General features: G+C 38.9%; 26 protein-coding genes, 16 tRNA genes, 2 rRNA genes and 1 riboswitch. Of the genes, 7 read left to right on the top strand and 37 right to left on the bottom strand.

Translation table 11 applies throughout. From position 1 onward, the window contains the following. Positions 1-43: 43 nt before the first annotated feature. Positions 44-514 (bottom strand): YqhR family membrane protein, encoded by a 471-nt coding sequence (locus J7W16_RS14360; RefSeq protein ID WP_210598050.1) that lies wholly within the window; start codon positions 512-514, stop codon positions 44-46. Positions 515-744: 230 nt separating this feature from the next. Between J7W16_RS14360 and J7W16_RS14365 the strand changes: the two genes are divergently transcribed. Continuing rightward, complete coding sequence (locus J7W16_RS14365; RefSeq protein WP_210598004.1) at positions 745-1146, top strand: hypothetical protein; 402 nt, start codon at positions 745-747, stop codon at positions 1144-1146. A 13-nt stretch (positions 1147-1159) separates the two neighbouring features. Here J7W16_RS14365 and J7W16_RS14370 read toward each other — a convergent pair whose 3' ends face one another. The 4 genes from J7W16_RS14370 to J7W16_RS14385 all read right to left on the bottom strand — a co-directional run bounded on the left by J7W16_RS14370 (position 1160) and on the right by J7W16_RS14385 (position 6371). Next, on the bottom strand, positions 1160-2056 hold the full coding sequence (locus J7W16_RS14370; RefSeq protein WP_210598005.1) for a patatin-like phospholipase family protein: 897 nt from the start codon (positions 2054-2056) through the stop codon (positions 1160-1162). Positions 2057-2141: 85 nt separating this feature from the next. Then, positions 2142-2570 (bottom strand): transcriptional regulator MntR, encoded by a 429-nt coding sequence (mntR, locus tag J7W16_RS14375; protein ID WP_210598006.1) that lies wholly within the window; start codon positions 2568-2570, stop codon positions 2142-2144. A gap of 106 nt (positions 2571-2676) precedes the next feature. Then, the gene (gene splB, locus J7W16_RS14380) at positions 2677-3702 is read right to left on the bottom strand and encodes a spore photoproduct lyase (RefSeq protein ID WP_210598007.1); all 1026 of its coding nucleotides are present in this window, start codon (positions 3700-3702) and stop codon (positions 2677-2679) included. Between the two features lie 119 nt (positions 3703-3821). Then, positions 3822-6371 carry a vitamin B12-dependent ribonucleotide reductase gene (locus J7W16_RS14385; RefSeq protein WP_210598008.1) on the bottom strand — a complete coding sequence of 850 codons (2550 nt, stop codon included), beginning with the start codon at positions 6369-6371 and terminating at the stop codon, positions 3822-3824. A 415-nt stretch (positions 6372-6786) separates the two neighbouring features. Here J7W16_RS14385 and dat point away from each other — a divergent pair, with 415 nt between their 5' ends. Next, a complete protein-coding gene (dat, locus tag J7W16_RS14390) occupies positions 6787-7614 on the top strand; it encodes a D-amino-acid transaminase (protein WP_210598009.1) in 828 nt (275 codons plus the stop codon). Positions 7615-7656: 42 nt separating this feature from the next. On the opposite strand, the gene J7W16_RS14395 is transcribed toward dat, so the two are convergent. Continuing rightward, positions 7657-8493 carry a lipoate--protein ligase family protein gene (locus J7W16_RS14395; protein WP_210598051.1) on the bottom strand — a complete coding sequence of 279 codons (837 nt, stop codon included), beginning with the start codon at positions 8491-8493 and terminating at the stop codon, positions 7657-7659. Positions 8494-8639: 146 nt separating this feature from the next. Between J7W16_RS14395 and J7W16_RS14400 the strand changes: the two genes are divergently transcribed. Next, on the top strand, positions 8640-9020 hold the full coding sequence (locus J7W16_RS14400; RefSeq protein WP_210598010.1) for a rhodanese-like domain-containing protein: 381 nt from the start codon (positions 8640-8642) through the stop codon (positions 9018-9020). A gap of 55 nt (positions 9021-9075) precedes the next feature. Here the strand turns inward: J7W16_RS14400 and J7W16_RS14405 are convergent, their stop codons facing one another. From J7W16_RS14405 to gcvT, 4 genes are all read right to left on the bottom strand, one after another. Then, positions 9076-10026 (bottom strand): LCP family protein, encoded by a 951-nt coding sequence (locus J7W16_RS14405; RefSeq protein ID WP_210598011.1) that lies wholly within the window; start codon positions 10024-10026, stop codon positions 9076-9078. Between the two features lie 246 nt (positions 10027-10272). Then, entirely contained in the window at positions 10273-11727 is a 1455-nt protein-coding gene (gcvPB, locus tag J7W16_RS14410; RefSeq protein ID WP_210598012.1) for an aminomethyl-transferring glycine dehydrogenase subunit GcvPB, read from the bottom strand. Continuing rightward, positions 11727-13073 (bottom strand): aminomethyl-transferring glycine dehydrogenase subunit GcvPA, encoded by a 1347-nt coding sequence (gene gcvPA / locus J7W16_RS14415; RefSeq protein WP_210598013.1) that lies wholly within the window; start codon positions 13071-13073, stop codon positions 11727-11729. Before gcvPA ends, gcvPB begins: the two co-directional genes overlap by 1 nt. An 11-nt stretch (positions 13074-13084) precedes the next feature. Further along, positions 13085-14182, bottom strand: a complete 1098-nt coding sequence (gene gcvT / locus J7W16_RS14420; protein WP_210598014.1) for a glycine cleavage system aminomethyltransferase GcvT — start codon at positions 14180-14182, stop codon at positions 13085-13087. Positions 14183-14361: 179 nt separating this feature from the next. Then, positions 14362-14471, bottom strand: a riboswitch (glycine riboswitch). 207 nt (positions 14472-14678) lie between these two features. Between gcvT and J7W16_RS14425 the strand changes: the two genes are divergently transcribed. Both J7W16_RS14425 and J7W16_RS14430 read left to right on the top strand, forming a co-directional pair. Next, positions 14679-16364, top strand: a complete 1686-nt coding sequence (locus J7W16_RS14425; protein ID WP_210598015.1) for a DEAD/DEAH box helicase — start codon at positions 14679-14681, stop codon at positions 16362-16364. Beyond that, positions 16342-17136 carry a YqhG family protein gene (locus tag J7W16_RS14430; protein ID WP_210598016.1) on the top strand — a complete coding sequence of 265 codons (795 nt, stop codon included), beginning with the start codon at positions 16342-16344 and terminating at the stop codon, positions 17134-17136. The genes J7W16_RS14425 and J7W16_RS14430 overlap by 23 nt, the downstream gene beginning before the upstream one ends. A 136-nt stretch (positions 17137-17272) precedes the next feature. On the opposite strand, the gene J7W16_RS14435 is transcribed toward J7W16_RS14430, so the two are convergent. Continuing rightward, positions 17273-17461, bottom strand: coding sequence for a DUF2759 domain-containing protein (locus J7W16_RS14435; protein ID WP_210598017.1), 189 nt, complete (start codon positions 17459-17461; stop codon positions 17273-17275). A gap of 211 nt (positions 17462-17672) precedes the next feature. Here J7W16_RS14435 and J7W16_RS14440 point away from each other — a divergent pair, with 211 nt between their 5' ends. Then, positions 17673-18308 (top strand): MBL fold metallo-hydrolase, encoded by a 636-nt coding sequence (locus J7W16_RS14440; protein ID WP_210598018.1) that lies wholly within the window; start codon positions 17673-17675, stop codon positions 18306-18308. Positions 18309-18373: 65 nt separating this feature from the next. On the opposite strand, the gene J7W16_RS14445 is transcribed toward J7W16_RS14440, so the two are convergent. From J7W16_RS14445 to comGC, 8 genes are all read right to left on the bottom strand, one after another. Continuing rightward, positions 18374-18619 carry a DUF2626 domain-containing protein gene (locus J7W16_RS14445; RefSeq protein ID WP_210598019.1) on the bottom strand — a complete coding sequence of 82 codons (246 nt, stop codon included), beginning with the start codon at positions 18617-18619 and terminating at the stop codon, positions 18374-18376. 150 nt (positions 18620-18769) lie between these two features. Next, positions 18770-18958, bottom strand: coding sequence for a YqzE family protein (locus tag J7W16_RS14450; protein ID WP_210598020.1), 189 nt, complete (start codon positions 18956-18958; stop codon positions 18770-18772). 47 nt (positions 18959-19005) lie between these two features. Further along, positions 19006-19503, bottom strand: coding sequence for a shikimate kinase (locus J7W16_RS14455; RefSeq protein ID WP_210598021.1), 498 nt, complete (start codon positions 19501-19503; stop codon positions 19006-19008). Then, a complete protein-coding gene (gene comGG, locus J7W16_RS14460) occupies positions 19497-19880 on the bottom strand; it encodes a competence type IV pilus minor pilin ComGG (protein ID WP_210598022.1) in 384 nt (127 codons plus the stop codon). The genes J7W16_RS14455 and comGG overlap by 7 nt, the downstream gene beginning before the upstream one ends. 3 nt (positions 19881-19883) lie before the next feature. After that, a complete protein-coding gene (gene comGF, locus J7W16_RS14465) occupies positions 19884-20330 on the bottom strand; it encodes a competence type IV pilus minor pilin ComGF (RefSeq protein ID WP_210598023.1) in 447 nt (148 codons plus the stop codon). Then, on the bottom strand, positions 20302-20625 hold the full coding sequence (locus tag J7W16_RS14470) for a type II secretion system protein (RefSeq protein WP_346726936.1): 324 nt from the start codon (positions 20623-20625) through the stop codon (positions 20302-20304). Before J7W16_RS14470 ends, comGF begins: the two co-directional genes overlap by 29 nt. After that, positions 20612-21058, bottom strand: a complete 447-nt coding sequence (comGD, locus tag J7W16_RS14475; RefSeq protein ID WP_210598025.1) for a competence type IV pilus minor pilin ComGD — start codon at positions 21056-21058, stop codon at positions 20612-20614. Before comGD ends, J7W16_RS14470 begins: the two co-directional genes overlap by 14 nt. Then, the gene (gene comGC / locus J7W16_RS14480) at positions 21055-21396 is read right to left on the bottom strand and encodes a competence type IV pilus major pilin ComGC (protein ID WP_346726935.1); all 342 of its coding nucleotides are present in this window, start codon (positions 21394-21396) and stop codon (positions 21055-21057) included. The genes comGD and comGC overlap by 4 nt, the downstream gene beginning before the upstream one ends. Positions 21397-21555: 159 nt before the next feature. Between comGC and yidD the strand changes: the two genes are divergently transcribed. Further along, positions 21556-21783 carry a membrane protein insertion efficiency factor YidD gene (gene yidD, locus J7W16_RS14485; RefSeq protein ID WP_210598026.1) on the top strand — a complete coding sequence of 76 codons (228 nt, stop codon included), beginning with the start codon at positions 21556-21558 and terminating at the stop codon, positions 21781-21783. A gap of 48 nt (positions 21784-21831) precedes the next feature. Here the strand turns inward: yidD and J7W16_RS14490 are convergent. From J7W16_RS14490 to J7W16_RS14575, 18 genes are all read right to left on the bottom strand, one after another. Further along, positions 21832-21913 (bottom strand) — tRNA-Leu (locus J7W16_RS14490). A gap of 4 nt (positions 21914-21917) precedes the next feature. Then, positions 21918-21993: transfer RNA gene (locus tag J7W16_RS14495), tRNA-Lys, on the bottom strand. A 10-nt stretch (positions 21994-22003) separates the two neighbouring features. Then, positions 22004-22078 (bottom strand) — tRNA-Glu (locus J7W16_RS14500). 16 nt (positions 22079-22094) lie between these two features. After that, positions 22095-22185: transfer RNA gene (locus tag J7W16_RS14505), tRNA-Ser, on the bottom strand. 1 nt (position 22186) lies between these two features. Further along, a tRNA-Asn gene (locus tag J7W16_RS14510) sits at positions 22187-22261 on the bottom strand. Between the two features lie 6 nt (positions 22262-22267). After that, positions 22268-22344, bottom strand: a tRNA-Ile gene (locus J7W16_RS14515). A 4-nt stretch (positions 22345-22348) separates the two neighbouring features. Further along, a tRNA-Gly gene (locus tag J7W16_RS14520) sits at positions 22349-22422 on the bottom strand. A 187-nt stretch (positions 22423-22609) separates the two neighbouring features. After that, positions 22610-22686: transfer RNA gene (locus J7W16_RS14525), tRNA-Arg, on the bottom strand. 6 nt (positions 22687-22692) lie between these two features. Beyond that, positions 22693-22764: transfer RNA gene (locus tag J7W16_RS14530), tRNA-Gly, on the bottom strand. Positions 22765-22767: 3 nt separating this feature from the next. Then, positions 22768-22842 (bottom strand) — tRNA-Gln (locus J7W16_RS14535). A 22-nt stretch (positions 22843-22864) separates the two neighbouring features. Then, positions 22865-22937 (bottom strand) — tRNA-His (locus tag J7W16_RS14540). A 6-nt stretch (positions 22938-22943) separates the two neighbouring features. Continuing rightward, positions 22944-23028, bottom strand: a tRNA-Tyr gene (locus tag J7W16_RS14545). Positions 23029-23037: 9 nt separating this feature from the next. Continuing rightward, positions 23038-23114, bottom strand: a tRNA-Asp gene (locus J7W16_RS14550). A 9-nt stretch (positions 23115-23123) separates the two neighbouring features. Further along, positions 23124-23197: transfer RNA gene (locus J7W16_RS14555), tRNA-Met, on the bottom strand. A 273-nt stretch (positions 23198-23470) separates the two neighbouring features. Then, positions 23471-23560 (bottom strand) — tRNA-Ser (locus J7W16_RS14560). A 9-nt stretch (positions 23561-23569) separates the two neighbouring features. Beyond that, a tRNA-Ala gene (locus J7W16_RS14565) sits at positions 23570-23645 on the bottom strand. Between the two features lie 10 nt (positions 23646-23655). Continuing rightward, positions 23656-23771, bottom strand: a 5S ribosomal RNA gene (rrf, locus tag J7W16_RS14570). Between the two features lie 100 nt (positions 23772-23871). Continuing rightward, positions 23872-23983: ribosomal RNA gene (locus tag J7W16_RS14575) — 23S ribosomal RNA — on the bottom strand; the annotation flags it as partial.

Genomic DNA, 23983 nt, shown 5'->3' on the forward strand with positions numbered 1-23983 from the left:
TATCTAACATTGTAGCATATTTCAGCAAAAAGAGAGGGGACAATTAACTTTGTTGGTGTTGTTCAGCATATTCAAATGAAATTGAGTAACCAATAAATGTACCATATAAAACATAAAGGCATATAGATGTAATAATCGTATTGACATCTAAATTCTGTAATGCTTTTAAACCTGGGAAGATTGGATTTAAAACAAAGAAAACAATAAACCATAGAACCAATCCGAAAACAACGCCAACCCACATTTTATTTATCTTTTGTAGGATTAGCTTATATAAAAAAGCCACTCCAATTGAAAGCACGGCAATTAATCCAATACCAACTAGTTGTCCCATATAGGTATCTTTCCAATCTCCAAGTGCAAAAGGCATAAGTGCTAATGCAGGTCCTACGCGAATAAAATTAAAGTAGAAAGCAAAATAACCAACGAGCGACCAGATTATGCCACCAAACAATCCAATCAACGCAACCTTACCTCCAAAAGACATTTGTTCAACTTCTGTTTTATTTTCCATCATTACAACACCTCCATTTGTTAGTATGTCCCAACAAAGGTGGTGAAAATCCACGAATGAAAAGCATTTTCTTTGTCTATATTTAGTAATAAAGGCTATTTTTCAATGCAACTCTATTTAGACAATTAGAGGATTATTAAGATATCATGTAGAATTAGTAACAAGGATTGATCAATTGATAAAATGAACATTTCACTTATTAATGTGACCTATTGGAGGTGGGCAAACTGATGCAATCGATCATGAAATACGTCATTCCTGCTGTCCTTATATTAGCTGTTATTGGACTTGTATTAAACCCTTTCGATTTCTTAAGGCAAATAGTAACGATTGCTGTTATTGCAGGTATTATCTTCCTTATATACAGACTATATATGTCACGTAAATATGGGATCCCCTTTTTGCCATCTCAATCTGGACCTTCTCGTGCCCAAATCAGGAAAGCGAAACGAACAAGTACTCAAAAAGTGACCCAACCACCCTCGAAGTTCCGTCCAAGAACTAGCTCAGGAAATTCAAAAAGCAAAAAGAAATCTGAACCTCTTTTGAAAAAAAGACGTGAGGACCATCAATTAACCGTAATAGAAGGCAAAAAAAATAAAAGCAAAAAAAAGAATCGAGCACTTTTTTAACGCTCGATTCTTTTTAATAGCTCCATTTCTTTAAAAATTTCTCTGCTTCGTTTCTCCCCAGTAAAATCAAATCTTCTTTTTGCTCATCTGACAATGAAAAATCGGTTGCTTTAATATCCTGAACTGGAATAAAGACAATATTCCTTGCATGTTCATCATCAATATATCGAATATCATGAGCATTGCTCATCGTTTCAAATAAGGCTCGATACATATCAACCGCGTTTTTTATTTTATTTGACGGAAGTTCTTTAATCTCAGGAGTTAATTGAAATCCAATGGCTGGTTTTTTCCACCTTTTTGTAGCACCGTCCATGAATAACCACATTGGAAAATTACTTAAAATTCCTCCATCAACAATATAAGAAGGTTTCCCCCCACCGGCACGACTATATATCTTTACTGGTTCAAAGAAAAATGGGATACTGCAGCTCATTCGAATAGCCCTAGCTACTGGAAATCGTTCAGGTATGACGCCATACTTCTGCAAATCATCTGGTAAAACTAGCAACCGTCCTTTTGATAGATCAGATGCGATAATTTTCAATGAACCATTGGGTAGATCATCAAAAGTCCTAATTCCACGTGCTTCTAATACTGTCTTTAACCATTGTTCTAACGCATCCCCACGATAAAGCCCAAGACGAAAATACATATGAATCCATTTCGCCATCGGAAAAGGGAGATACGACATTCGCTCATCTTTAAACTCTTCAACGTCCAGCTCATTCAACAAACTAAATAACTCCTCGCTACTATACCCTGCTTGAATTAGTGCGGCGATAATGGCACCTGCACTCGAACCAGCTAAACGATCGAACTCATATCCTTGCTCCTCCATAATTTGCAGGGCACCGACAAAAGCAAAGGCCTTTACTCCACCACCCGCAAATACTCCGTCGACTTTCATATTTATCGCCTCCTTTTAAAGACTATGAAACGAACAAGCTGATACGTGCCTAAAACGTAAAAAAAACATTCTCTACTGGAATGTTTTAATTAGATTCTTCACTATTCTGCTTTTGAATTTGCTCTAATACTTCTCTTCGCTTAGGGTCCTCTTGAAAATATTGGACAAGATCACCAATTCGATCAATCGCATCCCAGCTTAAATGATGTTCAATTCCTTCCACGTCTTGGTAAATATATTCATTATGGACACCGATCATTCTAAGAAAGTTTTCTAATAGTTCATGACGATAAACTAATCGTTTTCCGATTTTTTTCCCTTTACTAGTTAGAATTAATCCACGATAACGTTCATAAATTAAGTAGTCGCTTTTGTCTAGCTTTTGGACCATTTTTGTGACAGATGAAGGGTGGACTTCTAATGCCTCTGCAATATCGGAAACGCGAGCGTACCCTTTTTCCTCAATTAGTATATATATACGTTCTAAATAATCTTCCATACTAGGTGTTGGCATTATGTCCCCTCCAAAGTTAATCACCGCTCGAAACGATGCAACATAAAAAAGTGTAACACTACTATAGTACACAAATTTTTTGGAGAGGACAATGCTCATTAGCGAATTAAGTAAAATACTCGATCTTGGCTTGTGGAAAAAAATGTCCGATATAAGATTGAATCGTTTCTTTTAATTCATCTGCTTCCTCATTCTTATAGACATATTTCCCTCGTCCATATCTTCCCCATTTGTATTTACGTTCTTCCTCATTCATCTCAAGCTTAGATTTTGGATACCTTTTCTGTATGATGTTTTTAGCGGTTTTTGTAAACCGATGCTGGATTAGCTCAAACGTCAGATCCTTTTTCGCATACAGAGGAAGAATTGCCTCTAGTCGTTCGAATAACTCATGATATCCTTCTTTCCAATTCTCATGTCTGATTAGCGGGGCGACAATAAAACCTAAAGGATAATCGGCCTTTGCAACCTTCCCTGCAGCTTCAATTCGTTCAAGGAATGAAGAGGTTCCTGGTTCATATTGTTTGATCACGTGATCTGAGTTAACACTAAACCTGAAACGAGTATTCCCATTATGTTTCGCGTCAAGTAGATGATCAACATGCTTATACTTAGTGACAAATCGTAACCGGCCTGAGTCCGTTTGTCCAATATGCTCGATTGTCTTTTTTAATGAATGGGTTAAATGATCTAGACCAACAACATCAGATGTACAGGCAGCTTCAAATCTTGTAATTTCAGGTTCTCTTTCCTTAATGTATTGGTCAGCTGCATCAAAAATCTCATCAAGATTTACATACGTTCGAATATAAGGTTTGTTGCCAAGGGTTGTTTGCAAATAACAATAATGACAATGCCCCATACACCCAGTTGCAAGAGGAATTGCGTACTCAGCAGACGGTTTCGATGTATCAAACTTCAATGTTTTTCTAACACCGATGACTAATGTTGATTTCGCGTTGCGGTATTGCTGTAGCTCGTTCTTTCCTGGAATGTTTCTCACCTGATTATGGGAGGTGGTTTCCCTAATTTCTACGCCCTTCTTCTCAAATTTCTCTTTTAATTCACGACCAAGTGGATAATCAAGTGCTCCTGGTTCAATATAGACCAGCTGTGGTTCAAATGCTTTCATCTTCTTTGCACCTCTCTTTTACTATTAGCATGTTCACTTGGTCGCCCTTTCCTTCTGTTAATTATTAGAAAAAAAAAGACGTATTAGTGGCCGTTTGCCTCTAATACGTCAAATTTATTTTATAATCCACACTTCAATTGAGCACCACAACTTGTGCACGTGTTACAACCACCGATATCTTCAACATGTCCTTCTCGACATACTGGGCAGGTATTACCTACTTCAGAACCTATCGTTACATCTGTTGAGCGAATATCAGTTACCGTGTCGACTACAGCTTTATTTGTATTTTGTACACCTGTTTCATTATCATCAAAACGGTTATCCTCCGCCTTTAACGATAGAACCTGTGCATCCCGACTACCGTCAACATATACAGTCCCACCTTTTGCTCCACCGCTATAAAGACGTTCATATACAGCTTGAACCTGTTCTACTGTATATCCTCTAGGTGCGTTAACCGTCTTTGAAAGAGAGCTATCAACCCAACGCTGGATAATACACTGAACATCAGCGTGAGCTTCAGGTGCTAATTCCATTGTTGAAATGAACCACTCAGGTAACTGATTAGGATCTGCTTCTGGATGTTCTTTTAGATAATCCTCTACAATTCCAGCTTTCACTTCAATAAACTTCCCTAAACGACCGCTGCGGAAATATGAAAATGAGAAATACGGTTCAAGCCCTGTTGAAACACCAACCATCGTTCCTGTGCTACCAGTTGGAGCAACCGTAAGAAGATGAGAGTTTCTAATTCCATATTTCAATATTCCTTCGCGAATATCCTCAGGCATTTGTTGCATATAGCCTGAATGAATAAAGTTATTACGAAGAGCGGCTGTCTGTTCTTCTGTTTCACCAACTAAAAATGGAAAGCTTCCTTTTTCCTTTGCAAGCTCAATACTAGTTCTATATGCAGTTGTCGCAATTGTTTCAAACACACGATCAACCATAGCATTACCTTCATTCGAACCATATACAGTTTGGCAATAAATCAGTAAATCATGCAAGCCCATAACACCAAGGCCAACACGACGCTCACCCTTGGCCTGCTTTGTATTTTCTTCTAAAAAGTATGGTGTCGCATCAATAACGTTATCTTGCATGCGTACCCCTACTTCAACTGTTTTCTTTAGCTTTTCATAATCCACTGTTTTTGTTTCTTTGTCTGCCATTTCAGCTAAATTAATTGCAGCTAAATTACAAACTGAAAAAGGTGCTAGTGGTTGCTCACCACATGGGTTCGTCGCAACGACCTTTTGTCCATATGCTGTCGCATTCGTTTTTTCATTTGCATTATCAATAAAGAAAATACCTGGCTCTGCACTATATGTTGCACAAATATTAATAAGATTCCAAAGTTCTTTTGCCTTGATTAAACGATATGTTCTAATAGTATGCCCGAGTTTTTTCCATTCTCTGACATCGCCTATTTCATGCCAGCTTAGGTTGTATTCGTTCATTTGTTCTTCATTATAGTTTTCTACATCTGGAAAACGAAGTGCATATTCTTCATCATTTTCGACTGCTTCCATAAATTCTTTTGTTAAACAAACAGAAATATTCGCACCAGTGAGGAATTCAGAATTATTAACGGTATACGTTCCACCGATTTGTAACTTTTCTTCTGCTTCTTTGATCACTTTTGGATCAAATCCGCCTTGACCCTCCATCGTCTTAAAGTTAATAATACCTTGGTACATTGCTTCCTCAACTTGTGTAAGCGGGGTAAAGGAAAGCTTGTCCTTAACTAATTTCTGGATCTGTTGATCATTTGAGTTTTCAAGCAAGAAACGTAAAATTCTTGGGTTTTGCATTTTTGAAATAATAAATTCTAAAATATCTGGATGCCAATCGGCGAGCATGATCATCTGGGCCCCACGTCTTGATCCACCTTGCTCGACAAGATGAGTAAGCTTTGCAATATCATCTAACCACGAAACTGATCCTGATGATTTCCCATTGACTCCACGAGCAAGCGTGTTACGAGGTCTAAGTGTTGAACCATTTGTTCCAACTCCACCACCACGGCTCATTATTTCCATCACTTGTTTACGGTGCTCTGATATTCCTTCTCTTGAATCTCGAACATATGGCATAACGTAACAGTTAAAGTATGTCACATCCGTCTCTGCACCAGCTCCGTACAATACACGACCTGCCGGGATAAAGTTCAATGACACTAACTGATGATAGAATTGTTTAAATACCTCTTGCCGTTTTTCTTCAGTTGTTTCAACGGAGGCTAGCCCTGTTGCGTTACGCTTTGCAATTTGTTCATAGTATAATTCTAGAGGCTTTTCAATGGTTTCAATAGACCGATAGACAATACCTGTTTCTGCAGCCTCTCCCTCAAGTACACCTCTAAATTCCTCATCCACCAATACTTTTACTTGGTTGTTATCACGATTTAATTCCACTACAAAACCATACCCTCTTGCTGGAAACTTAGGGTCGTCTTTTACTGTTAAAACAACAAAGTCTCCCTCTTTAAGAGTCTTCTTCTCTGTGTCCTTAAATGTATAACGATCAAGCATTACAAGACGGGAGACACCTTTTTTTGTTTGGTGCATATCCTCTGTAATTGGATGTACTTGTGGAAATAACTCAATATCCTCGTTTAAACTGTTAATATTGAGACGCATTACATTTGTCATTGTCATGGCCATTGATTGTTTCCTCCTCTTTCAACAAAAGATAATTTCATAGATCTTCTGCTCGTCCTATGCTGAAATATTCTTGGGTAAGCTTACCACAGAGCAATACATATATTCAACATATAGTGTTAAACTTTATAATAAATATACTATATATAGTAATACATCTTGTTCTTTATTTAATTTGTCAACTTTAAAATAGCTCAATTTAGCTTGAATAAATTAGTTTGAATGCATTTTTAGTAGATATTTCACTTATTTTGAACGATTTTGTCAGTTGCATCACACGATAATAGAAAAAGAATTGATGTACCAAAGCTTTCACATATGTCATAAAATAATTGACAAAAAAAATTTTTTTTGTTCTCATAAATGAAGGAAACAACTTCTACATATGTAAGAAAAAAAGGGCAGCTGGAGGAACTATATGGAGTATGTACTAATCAATCAATCCATTTTACCTAAGGAAGAAGCATATATAAACATCAACGATCGTGGCTATCATTTCGGGGACGGCATATATGAGGTCATCCGCATATATGAACAAAAACCATTCGCTCTAGATTTACATCTATCTCGTCTCGCGTCTAGTGCAGAGAAGCTTGATTTGCCGCTACCTTATTCGATAGAGGAGCTCAAGGTATTACTATTATCATTAGTAGAAAAAAACACGATCACTAACGGGACGATTTATTTTCAAGTGACTCGTGGAATTGCTCCACGTAATCACTTGTATTCTCGTGAAACAGAAAGTACCTTAACTGCATTTACGCAGGTGTTCGCAAGTGACAAGCAACTAGAAGATGGCATTCACGTATGGCTCACACCTGATATTCGCTGGTTACGTTGTGATATAAAAACAATTAATCTATTAGGTAACGTTCTAGCCAAACGGGAAGCAGCAGATAATCAATGTCACGAAGCGATCATGCACCGGGATCGTATCTTAACTGAAGGGTCCTCATCAAATCTTTTTTTAGTTAAGGATCATGTTCTATATACACATCCAGCGACAAATTTAATCCTTAACGGAATTACAAGACAAATCGTCATTCAATTAGCATTGAATGAAGGGATCGATGTCATTGAGGAACCGTTCCCTTTTGACGTTCTTGAGCATGCTGATGAAGCATTTATTACTAGCACTTCAATGGAAATAACACCAATTAATCAAGTAAAAGGTGAACTTACTACAACCATTCCACTTGGACCAGTGACAAAAAGACTTAGAGATCTGTTTAAAAACCAGCTTTAAATTGAGGAAGGCCGTCAACTGGGAACATTGACAGCCTTCTTTCTATCTACGATAATTCCATTCGTCGTTAGCATAGCGTTCTTGTGCAATTTGTTTCACAACTTTTTCCTCTGCCTCTGAAAGTGTATACGATTCCAACTCAATATTTAACCCTTTTTCAAATCCTTTTTTAAAGGATTGCTTTGCTTCTACCATTGATAGTGGAACTTCACGTAAGGCATTGATCGCAACAGCTTTATTTTTGAAGTTTCTTTGCATTCTTTCTCTTAGCCTCTCACTTGAATATAGAAAGAGATCAAATAGCTTGTCTTCATCAATATCAAGGATAATCGAGCCATGCTGTAAGATAACACCCTTTTGCCGCGTTTGAGCACTTCCAGCTACTTTTCTTCCCTCAACGACAAGCTCATACCAAGAAGGTGCATCAAAACACACTGCTGATCGGGGATTCTTTAGTGCATTTTTTTCTTCCTCTGATCTCGGTATCGAAAAATAAGCATCAAGCCCAACATCTTTAAAGCCCTCAAGAATTCCTTCTGATATGACTCGATACGCCTCTGTCACTGTTGCTGGCATATTCGGATGGTCTTCGGATACAATTACACTATAGGTTAACTCTTGATCATGAAGTACCCCCCTGCCACCAGTCGGTCTGCGAACAAACCCTAAGCCATATTCTCGAACCTTTTCCATATTTATTTCCTGATGTACTTTTTGAAAATAACCAATTGATAGTGTTGCTGGATCCCAGCCATAAAAACGAATCGTTGGAGGAATCATCCCTTTGCTATGCCAATCAAGTAACGCTTCATCCAAAGCCATATTATATGCTGGTGAACAATTACCTGAATCAATAAAACGCCAAGTTTCTTTCATCATCATCTCTTCTTTCCGCATTAGTCGTCTCCATTTTAACAGAGCCAAACCAACTCGCCAACATATCCCACTTCTAGTAATTGCGAAATTATGTGAAGACCTATATAATTAAACAAGATGTAAGAGAGAAAAGGGAGTGTCACGAACGAATGGATCTTTATGTGTTTCTTATTCTTTTAATTGTTATCTTAATCGTTATCTACAGTCGATTTCTTCACAAGCCAAAATATTTAACTACATTAACTCAGGAAGAGTTTGTACAAGGCTATCGCAAGGCTCAACTAATTGACGTACGTGAACCTCGTGAGTTTGATGGAGGACACATCCTAGGGGCACGAAACATTCCAATGTCACAGCTTCGTCAACGCCTAAATGAAGTTCGAACAGATCAGCCGGTGTATTTGTACTGCCAATCGAGTGCTAGAAGTAAGCAAGCTGCTCAAATTTTAAAAAAGAAACGTGGTATTACAAATATTCACCATTTAAAGGGCGGCTTCAAGCAGTGGACAGGCAAAATTAAAAAGAAATAAAAAAAGAGGTATTCAAACGGTTATTCACCATTTGGGTACCTCTTACTTTTTTTAATTAATTTCCTAAAAATTCTTGAATGGCAAGTTGATTCTGCTCAAAATCGATTTCCAAAACAGAACCAGCATGACTATAGCTTGCATCATAGAACGATTCATCAACTGGTATTCTAAGTGTTTCAATGTCATCTGGTTTTTTCAAGAGTATATCAGACATAAGCCCTAACACTTCTGTATTGCCGAGGTTCGTTTCAATATAAGGTTGGACTGTACCAACTACTCTAGGTAGCTTCGTAATTCCTGTTACACTTAGTACTTCTTCTTTGATTGCATTTAATACCTCTTGCTGACGAGCAACTCGTCCAAAGTCCCCCTCTGAGTCAGCACGGAAACGGGCATAACCTAGTAGCTCTTTCCCGTTTAACTGTTGGAGACCTGGCTCAATAACGACACCAATCTTCTCAGACATCCTCTTTTGCACATCAATTTCTACTCCGTCTGGTGCTAGTGCATCAACAGCAGCTTCAAACCCTTTGAAGTCAACAAGTGCATAATAATGAATATCAATATCGAAGTTTTGCTTTAACGTCGATCTTAAAAGTTCTGCTCCACCAAGAAAATAAGCAGTATTTATTTTGTAATTACGGTAACCAGGAATTTCGACATAAGTATCTCTCATAAACGAAACAAGCTTTGCCGTGTTTGCTTGAGGATCATATTGGGCCACCATGATTGTATCTGTTCTTGCAGGTTCGTCATCTTCCCGGGCATCAACCCCAAGTAACAGAATATTAACCTTACCCAACTCATTCACAACTGCCCCGTTAAAGTCTTCAGGTTCTTTCACTTTCTCTGATTTCACTGCTGATTCACCAGCTTGTCTTCCTTCATTGTATTGAAAGATGATATAGCCAACTAAGCAGCCTAGAATTAGCAATAAAAATAGCAATATTTTAAGTAAACGTCTTCTCACTTTTGATTTTGATTTTTTGTAATCTTTTCTTCTCATCAGGTTCCGTCCTTCTCTAAATGTCTGCTAGACGCGTATAAAAATCAACAAACTTTGACTATTTTCTTATCATACCATAGATTGCTAGACAACGAGATGAACTTTTTCTAGAAATATTCATACCTATTTTTGGGCAAAATTTAAGCGACACTAATTATATGAAATTAAAAGTGCCTCTGAGAATCATTTCTCAAAGGCACTTTGCTATAGTCTAAGGGATACTAAGCCCTTGGTACTATCTCGCTTTTATTGCTTATCATATTTTAAAATTGGTTTCCTAGCTGCTGTTGTTTCATCAAGTCTTGAAATAACGGTATTATGTGGAGCTTCTTGGACAACTTCTGGAGTTTCTTCAACTTCACGAGCAATTTGAATCATTGCTTCAATAAATTCATCTAATGTTTCTTTCGACTCAGTTTCTGTCGGCTCAATCATCATGCATTCTTCTACATTTAAAGGGAAATAAATCGTAGGTGGATGATAGCCAAAATCAAGCAAACGCTTTGCAATATCTAGTGTTCGAACACCCAATTTCTTTTGTCGACTGCCGGAGATAACAAATTCGTGTTTACAATGCTGCTTATAAGGAAGTTCGAAGTGTGGCTCTAACCTTCTCATCATATAGTTAGCATTTAATACAGCATACTCCGATACTTTACGTAATCCGTCTGGTCCCATTGTACGGATGTACGTATAGGCTCTTACATTAATACCAAAGTTTCCATAATAAGGCTTAACTCGGCCAATTGACTCTGGACGGTTATAATCTAACTCATATTTACCATCATTTTTGATGATAAGTGGTTTAGGTAAGTAAGGAATTAGGTCCTTTTTCACTCCAACTGGTCCAGAACCTGGTCCCCCACCACCATGTGGTCCTGTAAATGTTTTGTGAAGATTAAGGTGAACAACATCAAAGCCCATATCTCCTGGTCGAGCAATCCCTAGAATGGCATTTGAATTGGCCCCATCATAATAGAGCTTTCCTCCAGCTTTATGGATAATCGATGCCATCTCAACAATATTGCTCTCAAATAGACCAAGTGTATTCGGATTAGTTAGCATCAGAGCTGCTGTGTCCTCACCAACAACCTCATTAAGATGTTCAAGATCGACTAGACCATTTTCATCGGTACGTACAGTAACTGAATCAAACCCAGCCACTGTAGCAGATGCCGGATTGGTTCCATGAGCCGAATCAGGAACAATCACTTTCGTACGGTGAAAATCTCCATTTGCTTCATGGAAGGCACGTATCATCATTAGTCCAGTCCACTCACCATGTGCTCCGGCTGCAGGCTGTAAAGTAACTTCATCCATGCCTGTAATTTCCGCAAGAGATGTTTGCAGATCATATAATAATTCAAGAGCACCCTGGACTTGTTCAGCCGGTTGGTACGGATGAATATGTGCAAGCCCTTCAAACCTCGCGACATTCTCATTAATCTTAGGATTATACTTCATTGTACAAGAACCTAACGGATAAAACCCTGAGTCAACACCATGATTTCTTTTTGATAGTGCTGTATAATGGCGCATAATATCTAACTCAGAAACCTCTGGTAACTCTGCTTCTGTTTCTCTAATAAACTCTGCAGGCACTAAATCATTTATGTTTTGTTCTGGGACATCAAGTGTTGGTAGACTATGGCCGACACGTCCTGGCTTGCTTCGTTCAAAAATGAGCAACTGATCTGTCATTATTGTAGCCCTCCCAATTCTTTAGCGAACATTTCAATTTCTTCCCTTGTTCGAACTTCTGTTACTGCGATGAGCATATGATTTTCAAGTGTGGGATTATCACGACCGAGATCATAGCCGCCAATGAAACCTTTTTCAAAGAGTTCTTGATTCACTTGCTCGACAGGTTTTGTTACCTTTACAACAAATTCATTAAAACTCGGTTGGTGATCATACGCTAACTCAACACCATTTTCCTTGAGCATTTTCTTCATATATGCTGCTTTTTGGACGTTTTGATAAGCCATTTCTCGCACACCTTTTTTGCCAATAGCTGTCATAGCAACTGAAGCTGCAAGTGCATTTAATGCTTGGTTTGAACAAATGTTAGAAGTCGCTTTTTCACGTCGAATATGTTGCTCACGTGCTTGAAGTGTAAGAACAAATCCTCTTTGTCCATGTTCATCAGTCGTTTGGCCGACAAGCCTTCCTGGTACTTTTCTCATCAATTTCTTTGTCGTTGCAAAATATCCACAATGAGGACCACCAAATTGAGTTGAAATCCCAAAAGGCTGTGCATCTCCAACCACAATATCTGCCCCAAATTCGCCAGGTGACTTCAATAGACCAAGAGAAAGGGGGTTACTTGAAACAACAAATAGTGCCTTTTCACTATGCGTAACCGCTTCTATTTCAGCAAGTGGCTCTAAGTTCCCAAAAAAGTTTGGATATTGAACGACAACACAAGCTGCATTCTCATCGTAGACTTCTTTTAACTGCTCTAGATCTGTCACGCCATCCTTCGTGTCAATCTCAATCACGTTCAATCGTTGGCCGGTTGCATTTGTTTTTAATACGGCACGAGCCTCAGGATGGACAGATTTTGACACTAGAATCGTTTTCTTTTTTGTTTGTCCAGCACATAGCATTGCCGCCTCTGCTAGTGCTGTTGGTCCATCATACATAGATGAATTAGCAAGATCCATTCCCGTTAATTCACAAATCATCGTTTGAAATTCAAAGATTGCTTGTAGTTCTCCTTGAGAGATTTCGGGCTGGTAAGGTGTATATGCTGTATAAAATTCAGAACGAGAAATGACATGGTCGACAATTGATGGAATATAATGCTCGTAGACCCCTGCCCCTAAAAAAGAAGGGACTTGCTTAATTGATACATTCTTACTTGCTAATCCTTGAAAGTAACGAACCAATTCCGGTTCACGCAAAGCTTCTTTTAACTTCATTTCACCATTAAATCGAATATCCTTTGGAATGTCAGAAAATAACTCTTCAATCGAATCGACTCCGATCACTTCAAGCATTTCCTTCTGATCAGCTTCAGTCATTGGTAAATAACGATGGTTCATCTAAAGTCCCCCTAGCTCTTTTTGTAAAACGGTGTTGCGATCACTATAGCCTTCAAACGTTTTTTTCGTATTTGAACCTCAACTTCTGTCCCAAGTGCTGTGTGCGACTTATCAATAAGAACAAGACCCACATTTTTCTTTAACGTTGGAGACTGTGTCCCCGTTGTCACCGTCCCAACCTGAACTCCATTAACAAAAACCTCATACCCCGTACGTGGAATTCCTTTATCAATCATTTCAATCCCGACAAGTTTTCTTGTCAATCCTTGTTCCTTTTGTTTTGCAAGAGCTTCTTTCCCGATGAAGTCAGCCTCTTTGTTTACTTTAACAGCAAAACCAATTCCAGCTTCGAGTGGAGAGATATCCTTCGATAGTTCTTGACCATATAACGGCAACCGTGCTTCAAAGCGGAGCGTATCACGAGCACCTAAACCACAAGGAACAATTCCCTCTGCTTGACCTTCACTTAGTATCGCTTTCCATAATACCGGTGCATGTATTGAATCACAGTACAACTCAAACCCATCTTCTCCTGTATAACCAGTTCGTGAAACCAGCACATCGATACCAGCTATTTTTACTTGATCTACAAAATGAAAGAATGAAATTTCTGATAATGGAAAGGCTGTTTGCTTTTGTAGAATTTGTTCAGCTAATGGACCTTGAATTGCTAATTGAGCTACTTCGTCTGATATGTTAGTAATCGTAACAGCATCAATCTCATGCTCCTTCATCCAAGCAACATCTTTTTCAATATTAGAGGCATTTATTACTAGTAGAAAATGATCCTCTGCCTTACGGTATATTAATAAATCATCAACCGTCCCACCATTTTCATAGCACATCGCTGTGTACTGAGCTTGACCGTCAACTAGCTTAGAGACATCATTTGTAACAAGCCTTTGCAAATAGTCTAAAGCCTGATCCCCCTTCACCTCAACTTCACCCATGTGAGAGACATCGAAGAGACCTGCTTTTGTCCGAACAGCTTCATGTTCTTCTTTGATACTAGAAAACTGAACGGGTAAGTCCCAACCACCAAAATCAATCGTTTTTGCCCCATATTCTAAATAAGTTTCAAATAAAGGTGTTTTCTTTAATTCTGTCATCTTAGCCCTCCTCGTAATTAAGCTTCATTTCATTGAGATGCTTTCTAAATCACTAAAAAAAGGACAGGGTTATACACATGAACTGTGTATAACCCTGTCCTTTAACCAGAAAGTTTCCTGTTGTTTAAACAAACGCCAGTGTCTTCGTGGGTGGCTCAAGTGAGCACTCTCCAGAGTCGCGTCAAATAAGAGTCTTCTTTACCTGAGAGATTCACAACTGATTTACAGAAATCGTTGCTTGCTCCTTCGGCGCTGCAGCAACTGCCACAGTCTCTCCCCTTATCCTCATCCGCATCTTATGTAGTTGACTACTCATAATTTTGACTATTTTTGTCCATACTACTAATACATGATTACTTCATTCGGTTTTCTATTAATATCCTAACAAGATAGGACACTTCTTGCAACTATTTTATTTAAAAACTTAAAGTTTCATACATTTTTGTCTTTTTCATTCGGATATGGGTGTTCTTGAATAGGAGAAAGGGTGATATAAATGAAGATTGATCTACAATTTGATCAAGAATGGGCTGAACTATTTTCTGAACGTTTACAGCAAGATGGACCCTGGTCTAATTGGGAAATGTTCAAATTAGCATATGAAGCAGAGGAGCATCAAATCATTCCAGATTTTCACGGATTGCTTGCTCCTAAACATCTTCCTCAATTAAAACCATTTCCACATCAAATCGAAGTCGCTAATACCGTCATTGAACAAATGAATGGTAAGGCAATCCTAGCTGATGAAGTTGGACTTGGTAAAACAATTGAAGCCGGATTAATTTTAAAAGAATACATGATTCGAGGTCTTGTAAAAAAAGTCTTAATTCTTGTCCCTGCATCTCTCGTCTCACAATGGGCAATCGAGTTAAATAGTAAATTTCATATCCCCGCTGTCGCTCAAAAAAAAGCATATGTATGGGAACAGTGTGAAGTTGTTGTCGCATCAATGGATACAGCGAAGCGACAACCACATCGGGATATTGTCCTCGACCAACCATATGATCTCGTTATCATTGATGAAGCACACAAACTAAAAAACCCAAAAACAAAAAATTATGAGTTTATTAAACAGCTCAAAAAGAAATTTTGTTTACTTCTTACAGCAACACCTGTTCAAAATAAGCTAGAAGAAATCTTTAATCTCGTCTCACTACTAAAACCTGGACATCTTGGCGATATCAGCTCATTTGAACAAGAATACCGTACAAACAAGCGTTCTCCTCGAAATGAAGAAAAGCTAAGAGAACTAGTTAACAAAGTCATGGTCCGTAATCGCCGAGAAGAAACAGGGATTGAATGGACGAAACGGATCGTTGAAACGGTCGACATTGAATTTAGCGATTCAGAACGGGCTTTTTATGATGAGATTGAACAATTAGCAGGAGATTCAAGTCATTTTGGCTTACTCACACTGAAACGAGAGCTATGTAGCAGCCGCGAAGCAGCCTTTATGACATTAAAAAATATGATTGAGCGTGCTCATGCTGAGGAAAAAACACTACCAAAGGCTGAGAATTTACTAGCAAAAATAGGTGAGGTTGACGGACACGCTAAGGCTGAAAAAGCACTTGAGATTATCCAAAAAATTGACGATAAGGTGATTATCTTCACTGAATATCGAGCAACTCAGCTTTATTTACAATGGTATCTCAAACAAAATGGGATCTCTTCTGTTCCTTTTCGTGGTGGTTTCAAACGAGGCAAAAAGGATTGGATGAGACAACTATTTCAAAATCATGCACAGGTGCTAATTGCTACTGAAGCTGGTGGTGAGGGAATTAACCTGCAATTTTGCAGCCATATTATCAATTACGATTTACCATGGAATCCAATGCGAATTGAACAAAGAATCGGACGAATTCATAGACTTGGACAGCAAAATGATGTACATATCTATAATTTTGCTGTTAAGAATACGGTCGAACAGCATATTCTAAAGCTACTCTATGAAAAAATTGATTTATTTGAATCAGTCATTGGTGAATTAGATGAGATTTTGACTAAGATCAATCTCCCATCTGTAGAGGATTATGTTCAAGACATTCTGCTAACCTCAGATTCAGAAGGAGAAATGCAAATCAAATTCGATCATCTTGCAGCAATTATGAATGATGCTGCTGAAGAAGCTAAGGACCATTCAGAGGAGGAATCGATCGATGCAACAGCATCAAGTTCATGACTTTCTAGAAAGATATTTTGAAGCAAACGATAGTCCAATTATTGAGGGGGATCGATCCTATTTAACAGTTCAACTATCAATTGAACTTGATAAATTATTAATGAATCGCCCTTTCTATTGGCACTATTTAGAGAAAACAGGAGCAGATCCCAATCCGATGAAGGTGACCTTTATAACTGATCAGACAAAGAAACCTGAGAACCTAAACGGGGAATTTGTTCATTTTGGTGCACCAAGACTTCGCCAACTTTTTTCATCCACTCGCGAGCTTGGAGGCGTGATTAGACTTTACGAAAATATAAATGCCTCTGGGCAAAAGTCAATTCCACTCCAGCCCTGGCTATGTATGAATGTCAAAGTTTCATTCCAATGTGACCGAAAAAAAGATGTTCTTCTCTCTCTAGGACTTAATTTAATCCATGGTCAAATTGTTTTGAATTTCTTTGATAAGATACGTACAAAGGACTTAACTCCTAGAATACCGGATTATTGTTTTACACTATCACCACTAATTACAGCAAAGAGTGGTCTAATCCGTCTTCAGAAAATGGTTCAAACCTATGCTGAAAATGAAGATTCCTCTTGGGCAGAAGAGGCCATTACTAGATGGAATGAGGATTTAAATCTACTTGAGTCATTTTATGAGGAATACGAAGAAAAACCTGATAGCTATCATTTAGAAAAGCAAGCCTTAGAGGAACAGTATAAGCCTAATATTCACGTCTCCATTATTAACGGCGGCATGTTCTATGTACAACAGCAGGTCTTTTAAGAAAAAGGGTCTACTGTTCTGAGAATTATAATGCTCACTTAATAAGTCATAATGACACGAAAAAACAAAATAAAGCCCGTAATGATAAACAAATTACGGGCTTAAAAAATAGATTCATTTGTATATGAGCTAAGTCTTAGTGACCTGTAGGTGCTCCGCCTCCAGTTGTGAGGATCGAAATAATCGTAGCAATTGAAAACCATCCAAAAACCACAAATGAAATCCCTGCAAATCCAACAGCAAAGAAATTCTTACGACGAACCTCTCGAATAATCGCTACTGCACTAATCAATGCGACAATTAAAAGTATGATAGATAAGAACATTCTGACTTTCCCTCCTTATGTAAACAGATTGACTAGTCTAATTATAAGCATAAAAATGAATTAATCCGCTTATAATTTTGACAAAGCGAGTACAAATACAATGTTACATTTAGTTTGGACATTTTACGTATATTTTACTCTTAATTATCCTGTTTGTCGAGATCCTTCTTCTATTGTATGATAAAGCTACTACAAATTTGGAGGGAATCAAATGAAATGGACACAACTTCCATTAGGTCCACTACAAACAAATGCCTATATTTTTGAAAATGCTGATAAAGAAGCAATTATTTTTGATCCAGGTGGAAATGGTCGTGAATTAGTAAGCTGGTTACAAGATCGTTCATTAAAGCCTCTAGCAATTTTACTAACGCATGCTCATTTTGACCATATCGGGGCTGTCGACGAAGTTCGTGATGCCTTTTCATGTCCTGTCTATATCCATGAAAAGGAACAATATTGGTTGACCGATCCGGTTCAAAATGGCTCACAGCGTTTTCTCGGTAATGAAGGAATTATTGTAAAAAAGGCAGATAAAATTATTAAAAATGAATACACGCTCACCATTGGTTCTTTTCGCTTTGAGATGTTCGAAACACCAGGTCACTCTCCAGGAAGCATTTCTTACTATTGTAAAGAAGAAAATATCGTTTTCTCAGGAGATGTGTTGTTTGAACAAAGCATTGGCAGAACCGACTTAGCGGGTGGAAATGAGCAGCAACTCCTCTCAAGCATTCACCGAAAACTATTAGAACTACCTGAGGAAACAGTTGTCGCTTGTGGTCATGGACGTCCAACAACGATCGGCAAAGAGATGGACAGTAACCCTTTCTTGTCTGGTTTTTAAAAACAATATGATCAAATAACCAAAAAGAACCGCCATATCGGCGGTTCTCTTCTTATGTAGCCAAATTAATGATTACCAAAGCTTGGTACTAAAAGGAAGTGTGAATAATACGTAAATCCTACGAAGAAAATTGTACAGTAGGCACCAAAAATATAAATATACACACGCTCAGATAAGTTTAAATAACTTAATGCCAATAACGCCCCTGTTTGTGCGAAAAATAACAAAGCCATGTTAAACATATCACCTACAAAGAACAAAACAGCGAAAATCCCTGTCCAAAATGCTAAAACACGATACATACGATCCATTAAAATTTCCCTCCTTCACACACAAGTTACTACCCTGACTGTAGGAGTAATTGTAAAATAATATAATAATCCATGTAGTATTATTATATACATTGTTAATTAACTTGTAAATGGTGTAAGATTGGCAAAACTGTGTCTCATCTGAGAGCCTTACTTTTTATTCCGATGTCTTTTTATCAAAACAGAAAAGGCTAGTGGAATCATCCCGAACATATGAGAAGAGTATGGAAGTCGGTTTGCCTTGCGCTCTTCTTTCTCTGATCGTCTCAGTTCTCTAGGCTGATCCATTCTTCTAACAGCCTGCTGTGTAAGAAATTTCACATAATCATTTAATGACATGCTAATCACCTCTACTTATACTATAAGTAGTGTAACCATTTTGCTATTTATTTAAGCAGTGATTTTAACTCTTGAACAATAAAGTGGATACTTTTACCGGTAGTATTAATCGTATAGTCAGCTTCTTCATAAAATGGCAATCTCGATTGATATAATTTTTCAACATTGCTTTTATCCTCTTTCTCAAGCAATGGCCTTGTCGTATCGTCATTTAAACGTAAAAACACCTCTTCTAAATCACATTGTAAATAGATAATTTCACCCTTTTCTTTCATGATTTCTCTATTTTCTGGACGCATGATAATTCCGCCACCAGTTGTTATGATTAGCTGATTTCCTGAGATCTGTTGTAATGCATTTGTTTCTAAGTCTCTAAAATATGGCTCACCGTATTGTTTGAAAATCGTCGAGATGGATTGTCCTTCCATCTCTTCAATCCACTTATCTGTATCAGTTACTTGGTAACCCAGTGACTTTGCTAAAGCTTGCCCAACAGTTGTTTTACCTGAACCCATAAAACCCGTAATATATATATTATTTACCATGCTATCTCTCCTTCCACATACTGCTTAATTTCAGCTGTCTCCCAATTAATTTTGAACCAAGCATGTCGTTGATGCCCGGTTGTTAATATGGCAATTAACGAAATTGTACCCATTTGAGAGTTAGATTCATTTACAATAAGTGTAACCTTACCAGAATCATATGAAAAGACAATATTTTCATTAGCTGCTGGAATTGTGCTCATCTTTTGCGACTCAACAATTCCAACTTGTAACAATGACTCTAATTGCATGAAACGCTCTTGTTCACGTAATAGTTGTTCTTCTGAACTATATTGAGTAATATGAAAAATGGTTAGCCAGCTTACGAATAAACATAGCATAATTGTCAGGGGATAAATAAAACCAGATTGATTCATCCGTCACCTACTTTTATATAACGGTATAAGAGATTTACGATAGGTAAGACCATCTTGCATGATGACCTCACACTGAATGAGTATATCCTCATTGTCGCAATAGAACGTCTTTACCCCCTCGAGCATCAACACATGACCTGCTCCGTTTACGGTTCTTCTGATTTTTGTACTAGAATAAAGCTCAATTGTGATACGATCTCCATCTGCTTTATGAAGAATTAATTTGCCAGGTCTTAGATCTATGAAAGACGATTCTCTTACCTCATCAGATAAATGACTAAAGAAAACCGTCAACTCCCGGGGAGACGTGCTCCCCGTTTGTAGACCAGTTGCAACCGTTTGGATCATTGGTGGAAGGATGGATAGAATAAGGAGAAGAATAGATAAAACAATGAGTAATTCTATTAAAGTAAAGGCTTTTCTATCTAGCTGCAAGCAAGCATTCTTCATACTCCCTCCCATTTTTCCCTATCCAATTAGCACAAATACTGACAAGTCCATTCTCTGTTACCTCACTAAAGAAAGTGACTTTATCATTAGATTTAGGGAACTGAATACTTCCATACGCAATGTAGTAATGGGCTATTTCCTCTAATTTTAATAACACTTCAAGTTCTTGCCTGTTGGATAATCTCTCCTCATGAACGATTAGAATGACAGGGATCAAAAAGCTGCTTAACAAGATCATTGTTGCTAATGCAAACATGACCTCAATTAATGTGAATCCCTTATTAAATTTTCTTATAGGAAATCATTCCTTTCCCTAAATAGATAATAAATTGATAGCGTTCAGTTTCTGTTTGTACAAAGAATGTACCGGAGTGAATAGGGTGACCATTCGGAAAAAAAGCAATTGAGCTAAGGGATAAGGTTCCAGATTGAAAAACTAAGGTTTCTTTAGGGTAGGAGCGTTCGAAATGGGGTTCAAAGGCAGCAAAACGAAGGATGTACTTACTTTTTGAATTGTCTACTTTAATATACACTTGGCGGCCATAACTCATGGCAATCTGTTGAGCATAAAGAAAATCATCCTTTATCTGTTGGGCTAGAAGATCAGATTCAAGGCTTGTTTTAGAAAGATTCGGAAGTTGGAGGATTGGAAGAGAGAGCAGCAAAAAAACGATCGAAAGGACCATCAATAACTCAATGAGACTGAATCCCTTATTCGTGAGGATCACGAGGCAGGTAGCGGCTTTGGTTTTGGTTCTGAGACTATTTGTGTATCAACATCTAATTCTACATCCTGATCATTGTAGCATTTTATTGAATCTACATAACCGTTAGATATAAGAGGCTCTAGGCTAGTTAAGTTTCCCCCTTCTTCTAGATTGTACGCATAGACCTGAGCTTGTACTAGTTTCACTGTGCCTTTACAGCTAGCTTCTTGGGCAGTATTATTATTTTTTGTTAAGTTAGGAACAACAATCATTAGCAATAATGAAATAATCATAAGAACGATCAACATTTCAATTAATGTAAATCCTTTCTCATTTAGGAGAGTTTTCAATTTTATCACCTCTTGAGGAATTTTTACGAGGAAAAGCGAACAGAATAGACAAAACGTGGAAAGACCGATAAAGTTAAATAACCCTCCTTTCTCTTTTCTATTGATACAATTAGACAGAAAGAAACAAATCCCTTCTTTTTTTATTTATTTTTTTGAAAGGTGATCTATATGCAGAAACTATTACTTTTACTAATAAGAGGATACCAAAAACTAATTTCCCCCCTCAAGCCAGCGACATGTCGTTTCTATCCAACCTGCTCACACTACGGGCTTGAGGCGATTAAACGATTTGGTCCATGGAAAGGTTCTTGGTTAACACTGAAAAGAATATTAAAATGTCATCCTTTCCATCCAGGTGGAATTGATTTAGTCCCAGAAAAAAACAAGAATAAATAAAAAGAGGTGTTTCAAAAGGAAAGACCTTTTGAAACACCTCTTAAGCAATGCGGGTGAAGGGACTTGAACCCCCACGTCATAAGACACTAGATCCTAAGTCTAGCGCGTCTGCCAATTCCGCCACACCCGCGAAATGGTGAGCCATGAAGGATTCGAACCTTCGACCCTCTGATTAAAAGTCAGATGCTCTACCAACTGAGCTAATGGCTCTAAAAAATAATGGTGACCCGTACGGGAATCGAACCCGTGATACCGCCGTGAAAGGGCGGTGTCTTAACCGCTTGACCAACGGGCCTTACTATAAATAACTATGGCGGAGAAGGAGGGATTTGAACCCTCGCGCCGCGTAAACGACCTACACCCTTAGCAGGGGCGCCCCTTCAGCCACTTGGGTACTTCTCCGTGGCTCCACAGGTAGGACTCGAACCTACGACCGATCGGTTAACAGCCGATAGCTCTACCACTGAGCTACTGTGGAATAATATGGTGGGCCTAAGTGGACTCGAACCACCGACCTCACGCTTATCAGGCGTGCGCTCTAACCAGCTGAGCTATAGGCCCCAAATGGAGCGGGTGATGAGAATCGAACTCACGACATCAGCTTGGAAGGCTGAGGTTTTACCACTAAACTACACCCGCATGGTATCAAACTTTTTAATTATTGTGCTGAGGATAGACATCTCCTCTAAAAGCTTATTCAAGATGCAATCATGCGTTGATGTTATTTGTAGCTTATTCATAGCCGTATTGCTCATGGCTGAGGTTTTACCACTAAACTACACCCGCATGGTATCATTTTTTTTTCTCTAATTTGACAATTTTAAAATGGCGCGCCCTGAGAGATTCGAACTCCCGACCTTTTGATTCGTAGTCAAACACTCTATCCAGCTGAGCTAAGGGCGCAAACAAAGCGGAAGACGAGATTCGAACTCGCGACCCCCACCTTGGCAAGGTGGTGTTCTACCACTGAACTACTTCCGCATTTGGCTGGGCTAGCTGGATTCGAACCAACGCATGACGGAATCAAAATCCGTTGCCTTACCGCTTGGCGATAGCCCAATGCTGTATAAAAAAGATAAAGGGCGACTGATGGGAATTGAACCCACGAGTGCCGGAATCACAATCCGGTGCGTTAACCACTTCGCCACAATCGCCATAAATGGTGGAGGGGGACGGATTCGAACCGCCGAACCCGGAGGGAGCGGATTTACAGTCCGCCGCGTTTAGCCACTTCGCTACCCCTCCACTTATATGTGGCGGTCCGGACGGGACTCGAACCCGCGACCTCCTGCGTGACAGGCAGGCATTCTAACCAACTGAACTACCGGACCATTTTGGTATTGCGGGGGGCGGATTTGAACCACCGACCTTCGGGTTATGAGCCCGACGAGCTACCAGACTGCTCCACCCCGCGTCGTTACAAGGATATTGATGTTGTTGATTCGAAGATGTTGGACATCTCCTCTACAAGCTTACTCGACGATGCAATCATGCGTCGATGTGACTCGTAGATAATTCGACGATGTGGTGCTCGTTGCTCCACCCCGCGTCGTTACAAAGGATATTGATGTTGTTGATTCGAAGATGTTGGACATCTCCTCTACAAGCTTACTCGACGATGTGGTGCTCGTTGCTCCACCCGCGTTGTTATAAAGATGCAGTACATCTTTATCTTAATAGTTTAAAAAGGAGGAAGAGGGATTCGAACCCCCGCGCGGTTTGACCCGCCTGTCGGTTTTCAAGACCGATCCCTTCAGCCGGACTTGGGTATTCCTCCATAATAAATTGGTGGAGCCTAGCGGGATCGAACCGCTGACCTCCTGCGTGCAAGGCAGGCGCTCTCCCAGCTGAGCTAAGGCCCCAATTTATAACGTCCGGCAACGTCCTACTCTCACAGGGGGAAGCCCCCAACTACCATCGGCGCAAAAGAGCTTAACGACCGTGTTCGGCATGGGAACGGGTGTGACCTCTTCGCTATCGCCACCAGACTATATTGAACTTCAGAATCCAAATGGATCTTAGTTCACATTGAAAGAAATAGTTCTCTCAAAACTAGATAATACGCAAGAAACAAAATCAAGAATTGTATTGGATAAGTCCTCGACCGATTAGTATCTGTCAGCTCCACGTGTCGCCACGCTTCCACACCAGACCTATCAACCTCATCATCTCTAAGGGGTCTTACTGGATTACTCCATGG

It is taken from the genome of Halalkalibacter suaedae (genome assembly GCF_017939705.1).
GTDB classification, from domain to species: Bacteria; Bacillota; Bacilli; order Bacillales; family Bacillaceae_D; genus Halalkalibacter; species Halalkalibacter suaedae.

What these genes read in the sequence shown, in the direction of transcription:
- J7W16_RS14360 (WP_210598050.1), bottom strand. Translation starts at nt 514, where the DNA reads ATGGAAAATAAAACAGAAGTTGAACAAATGTCTTTTGGAGGTAAGGTT.
- J7W16_RS14365 (WP_210598004.1), top strand. Translation starts at nt 745, where the DNA reads ATGCAATCGATCATGAAATACGTCATTCCTGCTGTCCTTATATTAGCT.
- J7W16_RS14370 (WP_210598005.1), bottom strand. Translation starts at nt 2,056, where the DNA reads ATGAAAGTCGACGGAGTATTTGCGGGTGGTGGAGTAAAGGCCTTTGCT.
- mntR (WP_210598006.1), bottom strand. Translation starts at nt 2,570, where the DNA reads ATGCCAACACCTAGTATGGAAGATTATTTAGAACGTATATATATACTA.
- splB (WP_210598007.1), bottom strand. Translation starts at nt 3,702, where the DNA reads ATGAAAGCATTTGAACCACAGCTGGTCTATATTGAACCAGGAGCACTT.
- J7W16_RS14385 (WP_210598008.1), bottom strand. Translation starts at nt 6,371, where the DNA reads ATGGCCATGACAATGACAAATGTAATGCGTCTCAATATTAACAGTTTA.
- dat (WP_210598009.1), top strand. Translation starts at nt 6,787, where the DNA reads ATGGAGTATGTACTAATCAATCAATCCATTTTACCTAAGGAAGAAGCA.
- J7W16_RS14395 (WP_210598051.1), bottom strand. Translation starts at nt 8,493, where the DNA reads ATGATGAAAGAAACTTGGCGTTTTATTGATTCAGGTAATTGTTCACCA.
- J7W16_RS14400 (WP_210598010.1), top strand. Translation starts at nt 8,640, where the DNA reads ATGGATCTTTATGTGTTTCTTATTCTTTTAATTGTTATCTTAATCGTT.
- J7W16_RS14405 (WP_210598011.1), bottom strand. Translation starts at nt 10,026, where the DNA reads ATGAGAAGAAAAGATTACAAAAAATCAAAATCAAAAGTGAGAAGACGT.
- gcvPB (WP_210598012.1), bottom strand. Translation starts at nt 11,727, where the DNA reads ATGACAGATCAGTTGCTCATTTTTGAACGAAGCAAGCCAGGACGTGTC.
- gcvPA (WP_210598013.1), bottom strand. Translation starts at nt 13,073, where the DNA reads ATGAACCATCGTTATTTACCAATGACTGAAGCTGATCAGAAGGAAATG.
- gcvT (WP_210598014.1), bottom strand. Translation starts at nt 14,182, where the DNA reads ATGACAGAATTAAAGAAAACACCTTTATTTGAAACTTATTTAGAATAT.
- J7W16_RS14425 (WP_210598015.1), top strand. Translation starts at nt 14,679, where the DNA reads ATGAAGATTGATCTACAATTTGATCAAGAATGGGCTGAACTATTTTCT.
- J7W16_RS14430 (WP_210598016.1), top strand. Translation starts at nt 16,342, where the DNA reads ATGCAACAGCATCAAGTTCATGACTTTCTAGAAAGATATTTTGAAGCA.
- J7W16_RS14435 (WP_210598017.1), bottom strand. Translation starts at nt 17,461, where the DNA reads ATGTTCTTATCTATCATACTTTTAATTGTCGCATTGATTAGTGCAGTA.
- J7W16_RS14440 (WP_210598018.1), top strand. Translation starts at nt 17,673, where the DNA reads ATGAAATGGACACAACTTCCATTAGGTCCACTACAAACAAATGCCTAT.
- J7W16_RS14445 (WP_210598019.1), bottom strand. Translation starts at nt 18,619, where the DNA reads ATGGATCGTATGTATCGTGTTTTAGCATTTTGGACAGGGATTTTCGCT.
- J7W16_RS14450 (WP_210598020.1), bottom strand. Translation starts at nt 18,958, where the DNA reads ATGTCATTAAATGATTATGTGAAATTTCTTACACAGCAGGCTGTTAGA.
- J7W16_RS14455 (WP_210598021.1), bottom strand. Translation starts at nt 19,503, where the DNA reads ATGGTAAATAATATATATATTACGGGTTTTATGGGTTCAGGTAAAACA.
- comGG (WP_210598022.1), bottom strand. Translation starts at nt 19,880, where the DNA reads ATGAATCAATCTGGTTTTATTTATCCCCTGACAATTATGCTATGTTTA.
- comGF (WP_210598023.1), bottom strand. Translation starts at nt 20,330, where the DNA reads ATGAAGAATGCTTGCTTGCAGCTAGATAGAAAAGCCTTTACTTTAATA.
- yidD (WP_210598026.1), top strand. Translation starts at nt 21,556, where the DNA reads ATGCAGAAACTATTACTTTTACTAATAAGAGGATACCAAAAACTAATT.